The sequence below is a fragment of the Shewanella submarina genome (assembly GCF_042646185.1).
GTDB classification, from domain to species: Bacteria; Pseudomonadota; Gammaproteobacteria; order Enterobacterales; family Shewanellaceae; genus Shewanella; species Shewanella corallii.
In genome coordinates, this window is record NZ_JBHRTD010000017.1 from 417,633 (window position 1) to 435,856 (window position 18,224).

Annotated in this window: 15 protein-coding genes; 3 read left to right on the forward strand and 12 right to left on the reverse strand. The window is 47.5% G+C overall.

Annotated elements, in window-relative coordinates; all coding sequences use genetic code 11:
- Positions 1-49 precede the first annotated feature (49 nt).
- Together ACFOE0_RS15835 and ACFOE0_RS15840 are read right to left on the reverse strand one after the other, a co-directional pair.
- A complete protein-coding gene (locus ACFOE0_RS15835) occupies positions 50-349 on the reverse strand; it encodes a hypothetical protein (protein WP_248936156.1) in 300 nt (99 codons plus the stop codon).
- Positions 342-530 carry a hypothetical protein gene (locus ACFOE0_RS15840; protein ID WP_248936157.1) on the reverse strand — a complete coding sequence of 63 codons (189 nt, stop codon included), beginning with the start codon at positions 528-530 and terminating at the stop codon, positions 342-344. Before ACFOE0_RS15840 ends, ACFOE0_RS15835 begins: the two co-directional genes overlap by 8 nt.
- Positions 531-722: 192 nt before the next feature.
- Here ACFOE0_RS15840 and ACFOE0_RS15845 point away from each other — a divergent pair, with 192 nt between their 5' ends.
- The gene (locus ACFOE0_RS15845; protein ID WP_248936158.1) at positions 723-1,073 is read left to right on the forward strand and encodes a hypothetical protein; all 351 of its coding nucleotides are present in this window, start codon (positions 723-725) and stop codon (positions 1,071-1,073) included.
- Positions 1,074-1,994: 921 nt separating this feature from the next.
- On the opposite strand, the gene ACFOE0_RS15850 is transcribed toward ACFOE0_RS15845, so the two are convergent.
- From ACFOE0_RS15850 to ACFOE0_RS15860, 3 genes are all read right to left on the reverse strand, one after another.
- Complete coding sequence (locus ACFOE0_RS15850) at positions 1,995-2,843, reverse strand: hypothetical protein (RefSeq protein WP_248936159.1); 849 nt, start codon at positions 2,841-2,843, stop codon at positions 1,995-1,997.
- 191 nt (positions 2,844-3,034) lie between these two features.
- Positions 3,035-3,187, reverse strand: a complete 153-nt coding sequence (locus ACFOE0_RS15855; protein WP_248936160.1) for a hypothetical protein — start codon at positions 3,185-3,187, stop codon at positions 3,035-3,037.
- Between the two features lie 425 nt (positions 3,188-3,612).
- Positions 3,613-4,932: a KAP family P-loop NTPase fold protein gene (locus tag ACFOE0_RS15860; RefSeq protein WP_248936161.1), complete on the reverse strand. Its 1,320-nt coding sequence runs from the start codon at positions 4,930-4,932 to the stop codon at positions 3,613-3,615.
- A 509-nt stretch (positions 4,933-5,441) separates the two neighbouring features.
- Here ACFOE0_RS15860 and ACFOE0_RS15865 point away from each other — a divergent pair.
- On the forward strand, positions 5,442-6,497 hold the full coding sequence (locus tag ACFOE0_RS15865; protein WP_248936162.1) for a hypothetical protein: 1,056 nt from the start codon (positions 5,442-5,444) through the stop codon (positions 6,495-6,497).
- A 142-nt stretch (positions 6,498-6,639) separates the two neighbouring features.
- Complete coding sequence (locus ACFOE0_RS15870) at positions 6,640-7,695, forward strand: hypothetical protein (protein WP_248936163.1); 1,056 nt, start codon at positions 6,640-6,642, stop codon at positions 7,693-7,695.
- A gap of 233 nt (positions 7,696-7,928) precedes the next feature.
- Here the strand turns inward: ACFOE0_RS15870 and ACFOE0_RS15875 are convergent, their stop codons facing one another.
- The 7 genes from ACFOE0_RS15875 to ACFOE0_RS15905 all read right to left on the reverse strand — a co-directional run bounded on the left by ACFOE0_RS15875 (position 7,929) and on the right by ACFOE0_RS15905 (position 18,071).
- Positions 7,929-9,527 carry a P-loop ATPase, Sll1717 family gene (locus tag ACFOE0_RS15875; RefSeq protein ID WP_248936164.1) on the reverse strand — a complete coding sequence of 533 codons (1,599 nt, stop codon included), beginning with the start codon at positions 9,525-9,527 and terminating at the stop codon, positions 7,929-7,931.
- Positions 9,528-9,979: 452 nt separating this feature from the next.
- Positions 9,980-10,390 (reverse strand): hypothetical protein, encoded by a 411-nt coding sequence (locus ACFOE0_RS15880; RefSeq protein ID WP_248936165.1) that lies wholly within the window; start codon positions 10,388-10,390, stop codon positions 9,980-9,982.
- A 124-nt stretch (positions 10,391-10,514) separates the two neighbouring features.
- Positions 10,515-11,768: a VWA domain-containing protein gene (locus tag ACFOE0_RS15885; protein WP_248936166.1), complete on the reverse strand. Its 1,254-nt coding sequence runs from the start codon at positions 11,766-11,768 to the stop codon at positions 10,515-10,517.
- Positions 11,756-14,086 (reverse strand): DUF5682 family protein, encoded by a 2,331-nt coding sequence (locus ACFOE0_RS15890; protein ID WP_248936167.1) that lies wholly within the window; start codon positions 14,084-14,086, stop codon positions 11,756-11,758. Before ACFOE0_RS15890 ends, ACFOE0_RS15885 begins: the two co-directional genes overlap by 13 nt.
- Position 14,087: 1 nt before the next feature.
- Positions 14,088-15,167, reverse strand: a complete 1,080-nt coding sequence (locus tag ACFOE0_RS15895) for an ATP-binding protein (RefSeq protein WP_248936168.1) — start codon at positions 15,165-15,167, stop codon at positions 14,088-14,090.
- Positions 15,160-16,650: a DUF5691 domain-containing protein gene (locus ACFOE0_RS15900; protein WP_248936169.1), complete on the reverse strand. Its 1,491-nt coding sequence runs from the start codon at positions 16,648-16,650 to the stop codon at positions 15,160-15,162. Before ACFOE0_RS15900 ends, ACFOE0_RS15895 begins: the two co-directional genes overlap by 8 nt.
- Before the next feature lie 23 nt (positions 16,651-16,673).
- On the reverse strand, positions 16,674-18,071 hold the full coding sequence (locus tag ACFOE0_RS15905) for an SWIM zinc finger family protein (protein WP_248936170.1): 1,398 nt from the start codon (positions 18,069-18,071) through the stop codon (positions 16,674-16,676).
- Between the last annotated feature and the right edge of the window lie 153 nt (positions 18,072-18,224).

The window sequence follows — 18,224 nt, forward strand, 5'->3', positions numbered from 1 at the left end:
GTTACTGAATGCCCCTGATTGAGATCCATTACCAAGTCATAACCGGTGCTCATTCTTCACCCCCGTTTTCGATGATGGAAATGACTTTGGCTTGGTCAGTGGCGGCATAAATTGAAGCCAGTTTTTCAATCGTTGCCTTTCGATAAGCTGCGAACTCATCTTGAGTATGTTTATGACCATTACGCTCCCATTCGCGTGAACTTATCTGGTCATACATTTGCTGCTCAAAACTGTCTCGACTTTCAGTTACTTTCTTGAGCTCAAGCTTCAGCTTCTGATTCTCCTTGGTGAGTTCAGAGGCCAACATTTCGTCAAAATGAGCCTTACGGCCAAAAAGCCACTTAAACATAACTTTGCCCCCCGAAATGCAGTTGTTTCAAAGAGCTGACAGTTTTCAGGTTGCGTTCACGCAGTCCCTGATCAAATGGCTTTTTCAGTGTTTCCGCGTTGACGAAGTTGGGAACCAGTATGTTCCGGCTAACTGTCTTATGGCCGGGGGCATCAAAGGGGTTAATCAGTATCGGTTTCATAGTGTCTGTCTCCTGAGTTGGCCTGATTGGATTTAGGGGCTAACGGCTGACACTCCCTTCAACCGCGCCCCTGTCAGGACAGACAAAACGGTACAACTCACATCCGAGTATTACAACTCATGCATGAGTAGCTTGCGGGGTATGAGTTGCACCACTAAGGTGAGTAGTAGGACGCAAATCAGGACACGAAAAATGCAACCCTCAGATTTTCTGGATCTGGTGAAACTGGCTTATAGCCTGGATTCAGACTATGCCGTAATGAAAAGATTTGGTTTTTCTCAGACTGGAGTATCTAACTGGCGAAGAAACCACAGGTTTCCGTCAAATGATGTGCTGGTGAAGTTTTCGCAGATTTTAGACATCCACATCGGTGTTTTAGCGCTTCATTCAATGATTTGGCGTGAAAAAAATCCTGTCGTAAAAGCTGGATTGCAAAGCATTTTAGATGCAATTCCCAGCTGTGACCCTGAGCGTTTAGAAATGCCTGACCATATAAAACAAATGGCAGAAATTGCAGAAGCCAAAGCCCCTCTTTTTGATTGATTTAACTAGAAAAAGCCCCTAATTCAATATTTTACCATTTATACATTGTGCGCAGTTGCGTTAATTGTTGTTTGTGGTTGGAGTATGGCCTTTGGCTTAGCTGTATACAATAAATGGTTCACCATACTATCCTTCTAAGTGTTTGGTTCCAAGTGAGTTACTGTACAATTCACGCAGTTGCAGTCAGTCTTGCCCGGGTTTTGAGCCGTACTGCAGTTGGCTGTTTCAATCATACGTTCAGATCTCTAACTGCGTCCATCCAGGAAATTATTTCCTCCGGTTTTCCATCCCAACTTTGTCAGCAACTCTTGTCGGAAATCCGTCTGAGCAATCATGGTTTTGCCAGCAGTAACTCCTGGTGTTTTGGTTGTGGCTTAATCAAAGTTGGGTTTGTGATTAGTGTCGAGTCTTATGTTTGACCTCTATGTTGTTGGCCAAGCCAGTTTCAACTACTGAAGCCTGGCAATCTAAGTACGTTCAGCTAACCAGCCAATCGAACCTTGCATATGTGAACCTGCAGACCATGCAGTCTCCACACGAATACTGGGCTAGATTTTGGTTTGGCCATGACGGACATCTGCATATTGATCGGAAGAATCTGTGACTCATCTGTAGATGAGAATCTCTGGTTTCGATATGAGTACAGTGACTTGTGGTATCTGCGATTCGTCTTTGTGAGGCTCGCAGGTATGCGTTCTGTATTCAAGGAATGGATCAAATCCAGACGTGTTCAATGCGAAAGGCTTGTCTACCAGTAGTCAGAGAAAGCGGAACACTTCGCCTATTCTCGAGCTGAACGGCCTGTTCTATAAGGCGATTTCACAGGGTCAGTACCGGGAATCATTCAAGACTGAGAAGCACAAAAAAGGCCACCCGAAGTAGCCCTTTTAGGTCAAATGCCGATAAATAGCATTATCGGCATTAATTACATTGTTGAGCGGCTCGGACTTGTTGATGTTTCTCAAACTTTTCATAGATTATGTATATATATGGACAATAACACTTTAGATCATTCTGAATTTGAGATTTAACATCACTGGATATTATCTTGCTTTGCAACAACACGTCGATGGAGTTTACAACGTCCAACCCAAGGTGACATTCATGTGCATATAGATCCACTTTGTTCTTTAAAAGGCTTTGATCAAATGCAAACTTCGCAGTAGCGAATGGTGCTTCAAATGATTTTATCTTACCTTTTAATATTAGATCACTAACGTGATTAGTTACGACAGTGAACTCTGGGCCTTCGACGTAAACATCTTTTGGACAATCTATCGCCTGCATCGAAGAGAACAACTTGGTGGTCACCAATCTATCTACCCTTCTCACAATTGAATCCTTCAATTGCTTACTCTGAACCAGTTCATAGTCTAGTTCGCACTGATAAACCAGATACGAAAAGTGGGACAAGTGCTCCATTAGTTTTAGAATGCTATCGGGGTTATTGGACATCATCTCATCAGATCTACTTGCAATTTGATTAATGAGCCTATCAATCTCCGAGTAGATTAAAGCATCTGCCTGCCCTTCCTTTCCCTTGTGGTACTGATATACGGTAAAAGCTAGAGTCAATGCGGTTAATAGTGTTGCGCTATTTTTTAGCAACTCCACCACTGGGACACCTAAGATATTTGATGCCGCATAAACCAAAGCTATCCCGTATATAATCGCAATGTAGATAGTTGATGAAAATACTAATTTAGAGAGTGCTTTGTTCAGACACGCCTTTTCTAGAAAGGAATGCCATCTTGCAAGGTAAGATTTCATGGTGATTATGTTAATGTCATGATATTAATGAATTTTAACATCTTGGCGTTAAGTTTTCATTTACCTTTCTTAACCTAAGCAGCAGCGACTATCACTTCCCCAGCGATGATATCGATTAGCGTTGAACTGGGCTCAATCTTCACCACTATGGGGTCTGGAGTCCTGACGTTGGCATTGAAGTTGTCTAACGCCTAACGTCCCTCTTTCGTTTCGAGCACCATGATCCGCTTATCAAGAGCGTGATACATTTCCCGGAGTTCTAGACGTTGGCGAACGGCGGTGCGGTTCAGCTGAACCAATGACCAAAAGATGCCGATACCAAAAGCACCGGCGAGCCAATCCATCGACTAAGAGCCTTCCCTTTAATGGCACCATACTATGAGACAAAGACACTACATGCTTACTAACATTCCACCTTGTAGATGCGACTCTGGTTCCAACGTTCACCACCCTCACCTTAGAAATCTCTATCAGCATAGCTTGATTACTGTTCACTAAGGATTGCCAGGAAGGCCGTTTACGAAATTACGTGCCATGATTTACGCCTCCATTATAACCAGTGGTTCGGCGAACAAGCCGGGATCTTTTTGGAGGTTTGGCTCTGATGTTGGCTGCAGAGTCTGGAAGGTATCTAAAGCGATAGCGTTAAGAATTAGCGCATAGAGATATCCCAAAGGGAAAGTGGCGCCTCACGGCGTGGATTCCAGTATGAACGATACTCTTTATCCATCATGTTGAAATATGTATCGTTAACACGCACTCGGTTATATCAATTCATTAGGTTTTCAAAATAGGAAAAACACTCAGTGTTTCTCAATAAGGTCGACCTATTCATATGTTTTAAATGCTCCCCTTCAATCTCCTTTCTAGTTTGGGAATCTTGCTCATAGTTATGTTGCAAAACCGCGTTATAAGTTGAAAGCTCTGGTTCGCGTAATACTTCATTATCACTAAACATGATTTCTTTTAGCAGTTCTATATTTTTGCCGTCATCTGACATGATAGACTTTAATAACTCTGGATTTGCTATTTTATGGTAGCAGTATAACGCGAGCATTATTTGTGCGTATTCGTTGAGACCACCCAGGGAATTAGAAACCAATGCAAATCTAGAAACTAGCCTTTCCACTTCTCTATGTGTTACCTTTCTTACTGACAATATCGTTTTGATATGTTGTACAAATTGACCATTCGTCACGTCCTCGTCATTCGACTGCTTATCTAGGCAGTATCTCAGGTAGGTCAAAGAAGAGCCTTCACCATGCGAATAATAGTCATTAGAGTGTGGTTTTTTGGGAAGGTTTAGCCATATATTTACAAATTTATCAAGATATTTTTGGGCATCTATCTGGCCATATCTAGATTTGATGCATTGCTCTAATTGTGCTCGGTTTGTTACCAGTAAAAATGTGACACCTTTACAAAAAAAGATATGTTTTATTTTTTCTAGTATTTCAAGTGCAAAATCAGGGCGGCACCTGTCAAGTTCATCAATTATGAAAAGGATTCGTTCGCCTTCTGATTTACTCGCAAGAGTCTCAAGTGCTTTTGTAAAAGCTCGGAAGCTCATTTTATCTTCCTTTGCTTTTACAATTTTATTCTTGATTGCCTCATCTACCTGCTCTGATGCTAGTTTTGAAAATTCTTTCTCTACATCAGAGATTACCTCGTCTGTATTTATTAGCCCAAGAGTTAGTTGATTTATACCAATCTTAGCTGCACCTCGCATGAGCCCCATTGAAGCCTTTGTTGCTTGCGTTAGGAATTTTTTTGCAAATTGACTATCGGAATCTGGAATTGCTTGATAAAACTCTGATGTAAGTGCAATAAAAGGGTCCTTTTGATAGTCATTTTCAAAAGCATCAAAATAGATTATTTTGAGCTTTGGAGTTAGGTTGTTCTCGGCAATTAGTAGTTTTGTAAAAGTAGTTTTTCCTTCCCCCCATTCTGCATCTAAAGCTATTACTAATTCTTCAGACGCCAAGACTAAATTGATTAAGCTGTTGCCAAATGATGAGTGGCCGAATATGTCACTTTGCTTAAAACCTTGTGAATTGTCTATTTCTAATTTAGGAAGGGATATCAACATGTTGTTTATCTCGTAAAATAACGACGAAAGTAGCACTAAGTATTAGTTTGTTCAACCGAGTTTAGCCAACTATTTCAATTGTCACCTAAAGCGTGTACTTGTTTTTTGGACTTGATGCATTGGTGGAATATTTGCAATCTATCTTGGATTAACACCTAGTTCTTTCGCTATATAAACACGGTCTTTCTGTCTGGACATCTTACCCGTCCTTATCATCATTGCATTCCCCACAGTAGTCTTATCCGACTCAGTCGGCCTTTGAGTCAAAACAGAGATTGGTGCCAGTCCCCTCGCCCTTCCCCTTCGAATAACCATTCCCCAACGAGGTGGTGCTTTACCCGCTTTAGTTACGTACGCCGACTCCCCGGGACTGGTGAGCTGACATTTGCTTACATCTACTGGTAAATGCGAAACTAATGGCGGTAAAAGCTGGGTAATCGCACTCAAGCCACTGGGAAACGATGTAAACTGGGATTCTGAAGGGAATAAGTACAGGGAGTTTTTTAACAGTGGGTAGAGCTTTAATCACTCTGACAACGGTTTTAGCATTAATCTCTTTTACCGGTTGTGCGGATAACAAGTTGCTCAGGGCTAAGTCAGGCAATGCTGGAAGCACAGACGGTCCCTACGGCATAAAAGAAATGGTTGTTTCTGATATGTCTGGTGGGTTTTCAGATTTTAGCTATGGCGCTGTGAGTAGCTACCCTGGCGCTTACGCGACGATTTCAGGCTTAGGCATACCCACTCACGTTAAGGGGCACTGGAGCAAGAACCCGGAATCTACAACAGACTCCCCAGTTTATTATCGAATTGATAGTGTCATAGACAGCACATTGGCTTTTGAAAAGATGAAAGCACTTAACAATGCGTATGAAAACTTTGAGCCTTCAAGTGCATCTGTACAAGTCGTGGTAGATAAGGCTCATCTCAGGATCTTTTATACCTTCAGTTGCTTCAATTCGTATGATGACTGCTCTAAAAAAGAAGGGAGCGATCCAAACGGATGGATAGTGAGAAGCCCGACAGACTTGACAGATGTCGTTGTACTCTTCTCTGGCAATGGAGAGAGTTCACTTACTCCCTTCCCAACATCCCCCTATGACAAGCGGATAATAAGAGCCGTCAATGTGGGCGAAACCGTTGTCAGCGAAGCCACTTTTCAGGATATGGATTCGGTAAACCACCAAGTCACCGACCAGATTGTATTACCTACTGCATTCTCGGTAATTTGGCGGAAGAAGCTGAATCCAGAAGCTGGATTTTCTGATTGGCAATTTGATAACTACCAGCTCGCTGGCGATTTTCCTGCACAGGATATGATGGAGGAAAGCATTCAGGCCTACCGTAACGCCATGGTGGGTTACGTCAAAACCAGCACATTTGATATCTTCGCTGAAGAAGACAACCTGTTTATCACCTACAGTGCAGCTTGTTTAACTGAGAAAGCTGGAGAGCGCTGTAAAGTCATCGAAGACCCACAAAAACGCTGGCGCTACTTTGACGAGCTTGGTCGTTATGCCCTTGTACTGTTTGAAGGAAAAGGCGAACAATTCGCGGGTGAGTAAGGTTAACATCAAACATAGTTCACCCTTATCAACACCACACAAACCTTACGACTCGTCGTCAGCTGGCGCTGCATTCAAAAGCTATCAGTAAAGGATGTAAACCGGGGTTCTGAAGGGAATAAGTACAGGGAGATTTTTAACAATGGATAGAGCTTTAATCACTCTGACAACGGTTTTGGTATTAACCTCTTTTACCGGTTGTGCGGATAACAAGTTGCTCATGGCTAAGTTTGGCAATGCTGGAACCACAGACGGTCGCTACAGCATCAGAGAAATAATGGTTTCTGATACCTCAGGTTGGTTTTCAGATTTTGGTTATGGAGCCGTAAGTGGCTACCCTGGCGCTTACGCAACGATTTCAGGCTTAGGCATACCCACTCACGTTAAGGGTCACTGGAGCAAGAACCCGGAATCTACAACAGACTCCTTAGTTTATTATCGAATTGATAGTGTCATAGACAGCACATTGGCTCTTGAAAAGATGAAAGCACTTAACAATGCGTATGAAAACTTTGAGCCTTCAGATGCAACTGTACAAGTCGTGGTAGATAAGGGTCATCTCAGGATTTTTTATACCTTTAATTGCTTCGACTCTTATGATGACTGCTCTAAAAAAGAAGGGAGCGATCCAAACGGATGGATAGTGAGAAACCCGACAGACTCGACTGATGTTGTTGTACTCTTCTCTGGTAATGGAGAAAGTTCACTTAGACCCTTCCCAACATCCCCCTATGACAAGCGGATAATAAGAGCCGTCAACGTAGGCGAAACCGTTGTCAGCGAAGCCACTTTTCAGGATGTCGATTCAGTAAAACACCAAGTCTCGGACCAGATTGTATTACCTACTGCATTCTCGGTAATTTGGCGAAAGAAGCTTAATCCAGAAGATGGATTTTCTGATTGGCAATTTGATAACTACCAGCTCACTGGCGACTTTCCTGCACAGGATATGATGGAGGAAAGCATTCAGGCCTACCGTAACGCCATGGTGGGTTACGTCAAAACCAGCACATTTGATATCTTCGCTGAAGAAGAAAACCTGTTTATCACCTACAGTGCAGCTTGTTTAACCGAGAAAGTTGGAGAGCGCTGTAAAGTCACTGAAGACCCACAAAAACGCTGGCGCTACTTTGACGAGCTTGGTCGTTATGCCCTTGTATTGTTTGAAGGAAAAGGCCAACAATTCGCGGGTGAGTAAGGTTAGCATCAAACATTGTTCACCCTTATCAACACCCCAAATACCTTACGACTCGTCGTCAGCAGGCGCCAAATCTATCGATTAAAGTGATCTATCCGGCGGGAACGCCGTATTGAGATAAGTTAACGAGACCCATCCCAATTCCTCGTTAACGCGGCCCCTGCGATTGGTGCTGTCAGGGGCCGCACCTAATGCCCCCTTAACCGTTTAAAAGGCAGGAACTCGTTTCCCCGTTAAACTCCGATTGGGCACTCTCTGCTGACGTTCAGCATCAACTTATCGAATGAAATGGCGTGCAGGACATACTTGGCGACAGACTCCTGAGAGTTGTTGTAGCGGTTGATCATCTGCTTGGGGTCACCATCATGGTTATGTTCAAAGAAGTACCACTTTCTGATTTTTGAATGGCCCTGGAACTCATAGGTGCGCAGGCTCTCTTCCCCCAGTATCGACTTTAAGCCCATGGCGTACTGCTCGCCTGAGGGGCTGATCTCTATCCCCAGAAAGCCACTGTCCCACAAAATTGAGATGGCTTCATTGGTGTCGATACTCAAAGGCTCCAGCCTGTCCTTAAGGTCCTTAAACTCGAACGGGACTTTAAGGCAGTACAGGCTTTCCATTATCTTTTTGAGTACCGGATAGCGGCGGGTACCTTCAATCACTCGCTCATCGTAGAGCACGGCGCTCTCTTTCTTGATGGCATCCTGAATGGTGGTGAAAGGGATTTTCCAGCCCCCTCTTCCAATCAGCACGTCTTCAACTTCCTTATCGTGTACTTCAACGGCGTGTTCGACGATTTTCCTGGCGAGGCGCTGTATGTCCCGTGATCTGTGGTGGGTGTGCCTGAGCACATATTTGAAGCTGCATTCTGCATAACCTACATGGCAGTGGTCGTTGCGGACGGTAGCGCCATACAGGGTATTCCAGGGGTCTACGTTTTTGCGGTTATAGCCCCGGGCGGCCTGCCTGAACTCATACTCAATGCGCTTATTGATGAACTCGCGAAGATCTGTCTCGTTCCAGCGCATTCGTTTGACCTTGGAGGTCATCTTTTGCGGGAAATTAAGGTCTTCTTTGCGGTATCTGTGCCAGGGAATGGTAATAAAGATCTCTGCGCCATTGAGCTTATTGGGAGTGAAGTAAGCCTGGTAGGTGTTCAACAGGGACGAAACCGTAAGCTGGGCGATACCTGATTGTGCTTCAAGGGGGGAATTGGGTGTCTCTATGGGTTCAATGGCGATTTTGGGCTTTATCTTTTCGGAGCTGATATCACCAATACACTTGATCACATCGGAATAGGTTTTGTGGTGAAACACCGCAGACAGGTCGGACTTAACCTCATCGGCTTTGTTCAGATCCACTGCCGAGTTGGTGGCGATTTCCACGGCGATTTTAATGCTTTTCCAGATCGGGAATTTAATCCTTTCGATCAGGGACAGCTTATGAATCGCCTTCCAGTGCAGGCTGTTCTCCAGGTTGTAGTATTCCTGAAGTGCGCCCAACTGAATCACCAGGGCCCGGATGATCTCAGCCCTCCACAGGTCCTGCAGTGCCACCTCAAGGTTGTAATTGCTGTCGGCGTGAATGGCTTTAAGGGCGACCATCTCTTTGATATCGAAAGCGTGCTCATTCATATACCAAAGGTCGAGAGGATTATCAGCCTTCAGCTGATTCGCCAGCTCTTTACAACTGTCAAAAATCGATGCGGTTTTACCTGTTCCCCACTTACCTGTGATGATAGGTTTTGAAATTCTGAAACTCTTTCGGTCCAGAAAACACTCGGACAGAAGATCATCATCTTCTGCATTATCATCCCCAAAAATCAGCCGCATACACTCCCCTTATTTGTATAACACCACTCACCCTATTAGTGAGGGCCGGGAATTGTCCAGTACGCGTCTCTCTATATTTATTCGGGCAAACCGTGCATTTGTACTAACCCTGCCATAGTTGTTTCGCACTATATACAAGCGGGTTTTCAGTTCTTTTCGAGGTGGGTTGCGGATAGTTTGAACATCATTTTCGCTCCTTAATCAGTCAGAGCTTTCAGGCAATTGGCGTTGATTAGCTGTTGAATCCTGCGTTTGCTTTTACCGGGATAAACCAGCCACAAGGCAGACTTGCGAAACAGTGATTGTCAGCCGCTAAATAGCTATAGGTGCAGCTGGTATGGCAAAAAATCATAAATTAGTGGGAGAAGAAACAGGCTGGTGCTTGCCCTGCCCTTACCGGCAATGCAATAAGCCACCCAATCAGCTATTGCATTACCGACAAACGGGACAGCTCAGCTGGCGGGTCGCCAGGCAGAAACACCATAGTAGGCAGCAACGATGGCGGTGAGGAAGCCTTCTATCCAGCCGATCATGGTGGAATTCTGGTGTATAGCTGCGAGTATTGTTGAGTCTGTAAATCCATCAACAATTGCGGCGATAAGCATGAAGATTAAAGACCCAATTATGGCGTACAGAGATGCATAAGCCATCTTGCGCCTGTTTTTGAACCTTTCCTGTGAATAGACGATCAGTTGGGTTTTATCTTCGTCAGAGATTTTGTCGTCTTTGAGTATCTCTATGATTAACCTCAGGGGATCTTTCGCTGCGTCAGTGGTTTCAATTCTGACAGGAAATAATGACTTCTTATCCTCAGTTTTTCCTTTTGCTTCCTTATTCGTCGCTTCGTTTTTTGTATCAGTCATATCAAACTCCAATAGTTTTTTGGGGAGATGAATACTGCTTGGTGGGTTTACAGGGATAACAAGCTACATGACACAAAAGCAAAATGCCCGAGCTAAGCCGGGCATAAACGGGGAAGATTCTATGTTACTGCTCAGCTGCTCTCACAGTGGCAATATCCTGATCTGCTGCCCACTGGCTGACATCTTCGCGCTTCAGGGCAGTAGCCATTAAATCCGGGAATTGATCCGGGGTACAGGCAAATACCGGGCTGCCGATAGCGGCAAACTCAGCTGCCAGCTGACCATCGTAGGAAGGCTTGCCGTCATCACTCAGTGCAAGCAGCGTAATGACATTGACATCGCTGCGGATAAGCTCGGCAATACGGGACTTTAATTGCTCTGCGTCGCCCCCTTCATAAAGGTCGGTGATTAAAATCAGATGTGTCTTGCCCGGACGTTCGATTTTATCTGCGCAATAAGCCACCGCCTGATTGATATCTGTGCCACCACCCAATTGCACGCCAAACAGCACCTGAACAGGATCGGCAAGCTCTTCGGTTAAATCCACTATGGCGGTGTCAAAACAGATAAGTTTGGTTTTCACCGCAGGTATTGATGCCATTACAGCGGCAAAGATAGAGCTGTACACCACTGACGTGGCCATAGAGCCGGATTGGTCGACGCACAGGATGACCTCATCCAGATCTGCCAGCCTGCGCTGTTTACGCATAAAGCCAATGAGCTTTTCCGGCACCAGAGTCTGGTACTCCTGCTGATAGTGGCGAAGGTTGGCACCTATGGTTCTGTGCCAATCAATGTCATTGTGCCTCGGGCGGAAGGTACGTTTGCTCTTGTCTACCGCGCCCCGAATCGCCTCGGTTGTCTTTTGCTCAAGCCGTTGCATCAACTCTGCTACCACTTTGCTAATGACCTGGCGGGCTGTATCTATGGTCTGCTCCGGCATCATAGTGCGCAGACTGATAAGGTCTGCTACCAGGTGAACATCAGCCTCCATAGCCTGCAGAAACTCTGGCTCCATCAACATTTGAGTCAGCCCCAGGCGTTCGAAGGCGTCACGTTGAACCAGTTGCACCACTGAGGATGGAAAGAATTCGCGGATATCGCCAAGCCATCTGGCAACCCGTGGTGCAGAACTCCCCAGGCTGCCGCGGCCTTTGCCGGACCCTGACGATTTGTCGGCGTCTCTGCCTGAGCCGTAAAGGACGGACAAGGCCTGCTCAAGACGAAGGTCACGCTCGCTTAACTGAGATTCACTGTCCTGTGCACCCAGGGCTAATTGCCATCGTCTTGCTTGTTCCTGAGGGGATTGCGGCTCGCGGCTCCCGGTTTCGGCTGTAGCTTGCTTATCAGGCTTATGGGCTTGTTTCAATTCATCCATGATTTATCGCCTCCAAGCAGCGCTTTAATCCCCTGCATATGACTTCGCCACCTGGGCAATATATCGGGATTGATTGCCAATGATGTCTCAGCAGCTGCCTGCTTGCTTACAAGCGCATCCAACAAACGTTTACGCTCCATCGCATCAAGATCAGCAAATACCCTCCTGAGCAGCGGCAGGCTTTCGGTAAAGGTTTGCTCATCCAGCCCCATCAGCCAAAGGTCGACTACGGACCTGAGTTTGGCATCATAAAGTAATCGTTCAGCAGCCCCGGTAAAGAAGCCTTCGAAGAAACGTTTGGCATCGGTAAGATCTACGGCGGGTGACAATATTCGTTGCATCAGCATCTGTAGAGCGGCGGCATCAATACCCTGACTCAGATACATTAAACGGCAACACAGACCGCGGACTCCAAAGTCACAAAGATCACTGTGGGTGACCTCTTCAATCGCCTGCCACCAGGTACTCATAATCTCATCGTCAAGCTGGGCAAGTTCCAACTGGTTGTGAGCTGTTTGCAATGCCTGACGGTAATGGGTGCTTTCCTCTTCCGACAATTGGCGCACAGCCAGAGATAAGGACAACGCCGCCTGAATGGTGAGACGCTCAATCAACGCCTGAACATGGCTTAATGAGATGTCACGAGATGTACCGTAACGGCTGATATCCACCAAAGGCGGCAGACCGTCCAACAGCTCCATGCCTTCTGCTGTGTGAGCGGCTCGCTCTGACAAGAGTGTAAATCCTGCCTCTGCTGCATCGGGCAGTTGTGCTTCAAGGCTAACCAGCACAAGTGCAGCGAGTTTACCGAGGGCATGCTGCTCTTTCATTGCCTGAATGGTGCGGTTGGCCGAGGCTTCTTCCAGCGTACTGCCGTAGATTTGATTCTCTACCAGTTGTACCGAGTATTCAGGCTCCCAGGCCAATTGCCACTTTTCCCTGAAAGTACCACGACTGCTGCCGACATCGAGTTGTTCTCCCCAGGGTACCTGCAGGAGTCTGAGTCTGTGTAACAGCCAGGATTTAAGTTGCCCAGGCTCGGAGCGTAGGTCCAAAGAGACCTCCCTGGGCAATGCTTCGCTCTTTAGACGGGTTTTTTTTTGCCACTTTTGCAGGTCGTCCAGCAGCGGTGCCAGTGGGACTTGTGAAGGAACACTGCCCACCTGACTGCCCAGCAACAAGGGTTTTTCTATTTGTTGCCACAGTAACTGCTCACCACCACACAACACGGATATTGCTGCGTCTCTGGTTTCTTCAAATCCGGGAGAGGGTCGTCCTCTAACGGCTGCCAGGGTATGGCACAGGCGAACCGCCTCAATCACAGATGCTGTAGAGACCAATTGCCCCTGCTGTCTGAGCATATCGGCAATACGGGTAAGCCACTGGGCCAGCGCGGTATCGTCACTGCCTTTGTCCCAGATATGTTGATACCACATGGGGGCAGACACACCTGCGCCATAGCCTGACTGATAGGCGAGTCTTGGACTGGTCCAGGGGATCCAGGTGGATTTGTACTGACTGGCAGGCAGTTTGTTGGGCAGAGATTTAAGCAGTGCACGATCACTCTTTTGAGTGACTTTTTGCTGCAGTGCCGGTAGATGCCATGCACCACAAATCACGACTATTGGGCCTTCAAGTTCCCGGGAAGCCGATGCAATCTGCAGTCTCATATAGGCTTCTCGCTGGGCTTCCTTTAATGCCTGTTTTTCGTGTTTTTCAGGCCAGCAGTCACGTAATGCCTCCATGGCATCTGCTAGCGCATCAAATACTCCGGTATCTGCATCATTGCCCTGTTCGAGTACATCATTCCACCAGGCTTCTCCATCTTCATAACCTGCAATGGCAGCCAATGCAGCAATAGGATCACGCCTGAAGTGCTCTGCGGCTGCTCTGGCCTGTTCGGATTGCTCAATTGGTGGTGACTGGTGAGCCTTATTGTCGGCTTCGATTGTGGGTTCGGGCTGTTCATCTTCAGATTCGGCCTGCTGCTTTAGCATGTCTGCCAGTTGTATCGACACAGGCAGGTCGATAAACCTGACTTCGACTTCATTGGCTATGGCCCATTTAGATGCCTGCAGCTCGGGAGAATAATCGGCAAAGGGATAATAGATACTGAAACCTGATTCGCGTGTGGCAAATGACAGCAGGGATACAGGCGGCACCATCTGTTCTGAACCCAGAAAGGACAACAGTTCGGTACAGTCAGCAGGCCCCTCGATTAACAGAGCGACCGGCTGTATGGACTCAAGCGCCGCCAACAGCCGCTTTGTCGAGCCAGGGCCATGGTGACGGATCCCCAGATAATGAATATCAGTCATATCAGAGCAATTCGTTGATGCTTTGATACCAGGCTGAATAACCGGGACGTTTTTTGAGTACGGTTTCCAGATACTCTTCAAGAACCAGCCGATCCTGAACGGGGTCCTTGATAATGGCACCCACCAGGTTACTGCCGATATCCGCCGGTTCAAGCTTACCTTCGCTGAACCAGGCCGCCTGACTTAAACCGCCGACCATCACGGCAATGGCTTCTGCGGTTGAAAGATTCCCAGATGGCACTTTAAGGGCAATTTTGCCATCAAGTGTGTTACCGGAGCGCAGCTCGCGGAAGATGGTCACCAGTTTTTCTATCTCGTCTGAGATGTTGGCAGGTACGGGTAATGACAGGCTGTTACCCATCTCCCCTACCCGACGGTTGATAATGTCTACCTCCTGAGCCATATCATCAGGGAGTGGCAATACAACCACATTAAAACGGCGCTTGAGGGCGCTGGACAGTTCATTAACCCCTTTGTCTCTATTGTTGGCGGTGGCAATGATATTGAAGCCACGACGGGCAAATACCGAATCATTGAGTTCAGGGATAGGTAACATCTTCTCAGACAGGACTGTGATTAAGGTGTCCTGCACATCTGAGCCCATACGTGTGAGTTCTTCCAGTCGGCAAATTGTTCCTGACTCCATGGCGCGAAACAGCGGCGTTGGCACCAGCGCTTCTCGAGTCGGGCCTTTAGCGAGCAGCTGAGCATAGTTCCAACCATAACGTATCTGATTCTCATCTGTCCCTGCGGTACATTGGATCACCTGAGTCGAGGTGCCGGATATTGCTGCAGAAAGATGCTCAGACACCCAGGATTTGGCAGTCCCGGGTACGCCAAGCAGCAACAAAGCCCGATCGGTAGCCAGTGTGGCTACTGCAGTTTCAATTAAACGCTGATTGCCTATGTATTTCGGCGTAATGGTGACGCCGGATGCGTTTTTACCACCCAGCAGATACTTGACCACGCTTCTGGGTGACAGATGCCAGTTATCCGGTTTCTGCCCTGAGTCCTCAGCTTTAAGGGCATCCAATTCAGCCTGATAAATGACCTCGGCGGTTTGTCTTAAAATGTCACTCATCCTGATTTCCTTCCTGTTTAAGACTGATATTGAATTTCAACGTATCCAGCGCTGGGTCCATGGGGGACACTCCGGTTTTCTGCAGATCCTGCATTGTCATCTCTGCACACTCGGCGCTGAGAATTAAGCCGAGTAACTCCAGTCTGGAGATGTTCATTTGATTCACGACTTTGTTCCTGTCATCAACCAGAATCTTGCCCATACCTGAAATGAAGTTTTTGTAGGCTTTGGTGCCTTTAAGTTCCCTTGCAGTTAACCATTCCCAGGGAAGTGGGCTGATCGCCCATAAGTGATCTACCTGTAAATCGCCGGGAGCGGCTTTTAATAAACGCATGATCAGGGACTGCTGCTGGCTATTGGTCAATCGGGTTGCAAGGGTTTGCAGCTGATGCCGTAGATCCAGGTCTATCTCTGCGGTTGTAGTGACGAGGTTTTCAAGCAAAATCACCAGCAGAGCGTCATTCTGGGAACTCACCACATTCTCAACCAAAACCCGGTTTGGTCTGGCAACGCCCTGGCCCATATTGTCCGCAAACGACCAACCACTCAGCAGTTGTTCGATTGTTAGCGACATTGCCCCGGCTAACTGTTCAAGTGGAATGGTTTGCAGAGCATCGGTAAGGTTGCGCATCTTAGCGCTGTTTTTCAGGGCTGGCGCAATCAGATGAAGCTGTTTTTTGAAGAGACCTTTGGTCTTGGGAATGAGCCACTGACTCAGCTCAGTCAGGGTGTCTTCGTCTGCATTGCCAACCGCGTGACCCAATCGGCTCAGCATCGCCTGGATAAGCTGTTTAACCTTGGGCGATCTGTCACCCATGGCTTTATGTAAAAACGGAAGATCGTTTTCACTGAGTCCGTGCTCGAGCGTCTTATAAAGAGCGATACGTTTATCGGAAGACTCCTGAGCAGCACACTGTTCAAGTAACTCCCAGGCATAAGCGGGATCTTGCTTTCGGACATACTCAAGCAGCCTTAACCTGACCGCTGGTTTATATGAAGGCCAATTGTCCGGCGTCAGCAATTGACGAGCATCGCTGCAGCCGGAAGCTCTTTCATCAGCCGACCAGGCAAGCCAGGGAATGAGTGAATCAGGCACCCTGGTAAATTGCCCCTGAGGCATCCAATCCTGGGGATGCGGCATCCACCCCCGGGTTTCCAATAACTGCAGCAATCGGTTAAACAGATATTCGTTCTGCTTTAACTCTTTAACAAGCACACGGAAAGTTGGACGCAATGCTTGTGTCAGCACAGGTAACTCTGGATCGGGAAGTTGTTTCATAGGCTCCAGGCTGTTGGGAGTGGAGATGGTGTTCAGCAGGCGGTATTGGCTTGCGATAGCCAGGCCAAGCAGGCTTTGCTCATCTATAGTCAGTTGCTTCAATCCCCAGCTATCAGGCAACGCAGGAGCCTGACCGGCATCGCCCATCAACCAGGTTTGATAAAGTGATTCAAGGGCTTCCAGTTCCTGCTTTATCTGATCCATATCAGATTGCAAAGCGTTGTCATCTAGCAAGACAGCGTCCCCCATCTGGGTGAGCACACTGACAGCAGCTCAGCCTGATTGCCATTCCAACTAACAAAAGCACCCAGCAGATCTCCACCCATCAAGGGAGTGATCTCGGCCGGGCTTAAAGGTAAAGATTGGTTTTCAAAGTTAAGCCAGATGTCACCCGCTTTATCCCGTCCCAGTGTGCAGGAACCAATCAGCAGAGGAACTGACTCAGTCCAGGGGAGTAAGGTTTTTGCTGTGACCAGTTGCTCCTCGGGAGTTGGAGGTGCAACGTCCGGCCAACTGACAGTGTCCGTCAGCAGCTGGTAGTCGGCCAGGATTGCCCTTTGGGGCATGCGAGATGGATAGAAGATTAACTCCCCCTGCAACAGATTCCCTGCCCGTAAACTCGCCTGTCGCTTGCCAGCCGTTGCCGGATAGTAATCCAGCAGTTTTGCCGTAGTAGTCGATTGTCCATCAAGGGGATAGAGCCAGGTTTCATGACTGACCAGACCGTCCCGGCGGGTTTCGACCTTTTCGCCAACGCAAAGCCAGCGACCTGATGCGCGGATTGCAGACTTAGCTGATTCGCCATTGAGAAGTTCATCTTTGCTCTCAGCGGTTTGAACTGCCCTGCGTGCGTCGGGATCGGCAGAGTGCAATTGCCAGGCGCGGGAAATCAGTATCCAGGTTCCCAGTTCATCCATAATGATTCGGACCTGCTGCTCCAGGCTTTGGCCTGCGACTTTTGAAGAGAGTTCATCTATGCGGGAAGCGAGATTGCCGGCTTTGGCGTCGACCATGCGGGCAGCAATTTGACGTGTACGGGGTCTGAGTTCTTTTATCAGACCGGATATACCGGTTCTGAGTTGATCTCTCACCCAGAGTTCCAGCTCCTGCAGTCCTGCCTTTACGATGACTTCGGTATTTTCCCGGTTGCGACTGGCTCTTTGCTGTTTGAGTGCCGCTTTTTTCGCAATATCTTCCGGGCTGAGTGCGGGTTCGTCTGAGATCGCATAGATGTCTTTAACGATCGACGCGTCGGTTTGCGGCTCAGCGTCACCTTTAGTGGCGGTTTGTGGGCGACGGCGACGGGAAAGCCATTCGCCCACCCACTCCGGAGGCTCAGACTCAGCAAACTGGGGCGCGTTCTCGCTGTAGATCCACAACAGTGCCAATACATGTTTGCAGGGGAATTTACGGGATGGGCAGGTACATTTATAACCATGGTCCTTGATATCCGCCATGGTGAGATAAGGGTTTGCGCCTGAACCCTGACACTGTCCCCAGATGGTGTTGAGCTCCCCGGCGATTCCCAGCATGGGCCATTTCCCGGGGTTAATCAGTTTTTTGGCGGCGGCCAGTGATTTTTGATCCGGCGCGAGATCCTGCACAGTCTGCAGCGGGAGCTCCATTTACTGACATCCTTTTGCGGGTATCCGACCCATTTACTGATTGGCGATGTGGACACACATTATGTCAGTGAGCAGAATTCGTCCAGTCGCCCAAAAGCATTATTCGGGCATAGAGTGGCCGCTGAGAAATGCCGATTATTGAGTTTGGAAGGA

Bases quoted from the DNA above. Each gene is read 5' to 3' on its own strand.
- ACFOE0_RS15835 (WP_248936156.1), bottom strand. From the start codon at position 349: ATGTTTAAGTGGCTTTTTGGCCGTAAGGCTCATTTTGACGAAATGTTG.
- ACFOE0_RS15840 (WP_248936157.1), bottom strand. From the start codon at position 530: ATGAAACCGATACTGATTAACCCCTTTGATGCCCCCGGCCATAAGACA.
- ACFOE0_RS15845 (WP_248936158.1), top strand. From the start codon at position 723: ATGCAACCCTCAGATTTTCTGGATCTGGTGAAACTGGCTTATAGCCTG.
- ACFOE0_RS15850 (WP_248936159.1), bottom strand. From the start codon at position 2,843: ATGAAATCTTACCTTGCAAGATGGCATTCCTTTCTAGAAAAGGCGTGT.
- ACFOE0_RS15855 (WP_248936160.1), bottom strand. From the start codon at position 3,187: ATGGATTGGCTCGCCGGTGCTTTTGGTATCGGCATCTTTTGGTCATTG.
- ACFOE0_RS15860 (WP_248936161.1), bottom strand. From the start codon at position 4,932: ATGTTGATATCCCTTCCTAAATTAGAAATAGACAATTCACAAGGTTTT.
- ACFOE0_RS15870 (WP_248936163.1), top strand. From the start codon at position 6,640: ATGGATAGAGCTTTAATCACTCTGACAACGGTTTTGGTATTAACCTCT.
- ACFOE0_RS15875 (WP_248936164.1), bottom strand. From the start codon at position 9,527: ATGCGGCTGATTTTTGGGGATGATAATGCAGAAGATGATGATCTTCTG.
- ACFOE0_RS15880 (WP_248936165.1), bottom strand. From the start codon at position 10,390: ATGACTGATACAAAAAACGAAGCGACGAATAAGGAAGCAAAAGGAAAA.
- ACFOE0_RS15885 (WP_248936166.1), bottom strand. From the start codon at position 11,768: ATGGATGAATTGAAACAAGCCCATAAGCCTGATAAGCAAGCTACAGCC.
- ACFOE0_RS15890 (WP_248936167.1), bottom strand. From the start codon at position 14,086: ATGACTGATATTCATTATCTGGGGATCCGTCACCATGGCCCTGGCTCG.
- ACFOE0_RS15895 (WP_248936168.1), bottom strand. From the start codon at position 15,167: ATGAGTGACATTTTAAGACAAACCGCCGAGGTCATTTATCAGGCTGAA.
- ACFOE0_RS15900 (WP_248936169.1), bottom strand. From the start codon at position 16,650: ATGGATCAGATAAAGCAGGAACTGGAAGCCCTTGAATCACTTTATCAA.
- ACFOE0_RS15905 (WP_248936170.1), bottom strand. From the start codon at position 18,071: ATGGAGCTCCCGCTGCAGACTGTGCAGGATCTCGCGCCGGATCAAAAA.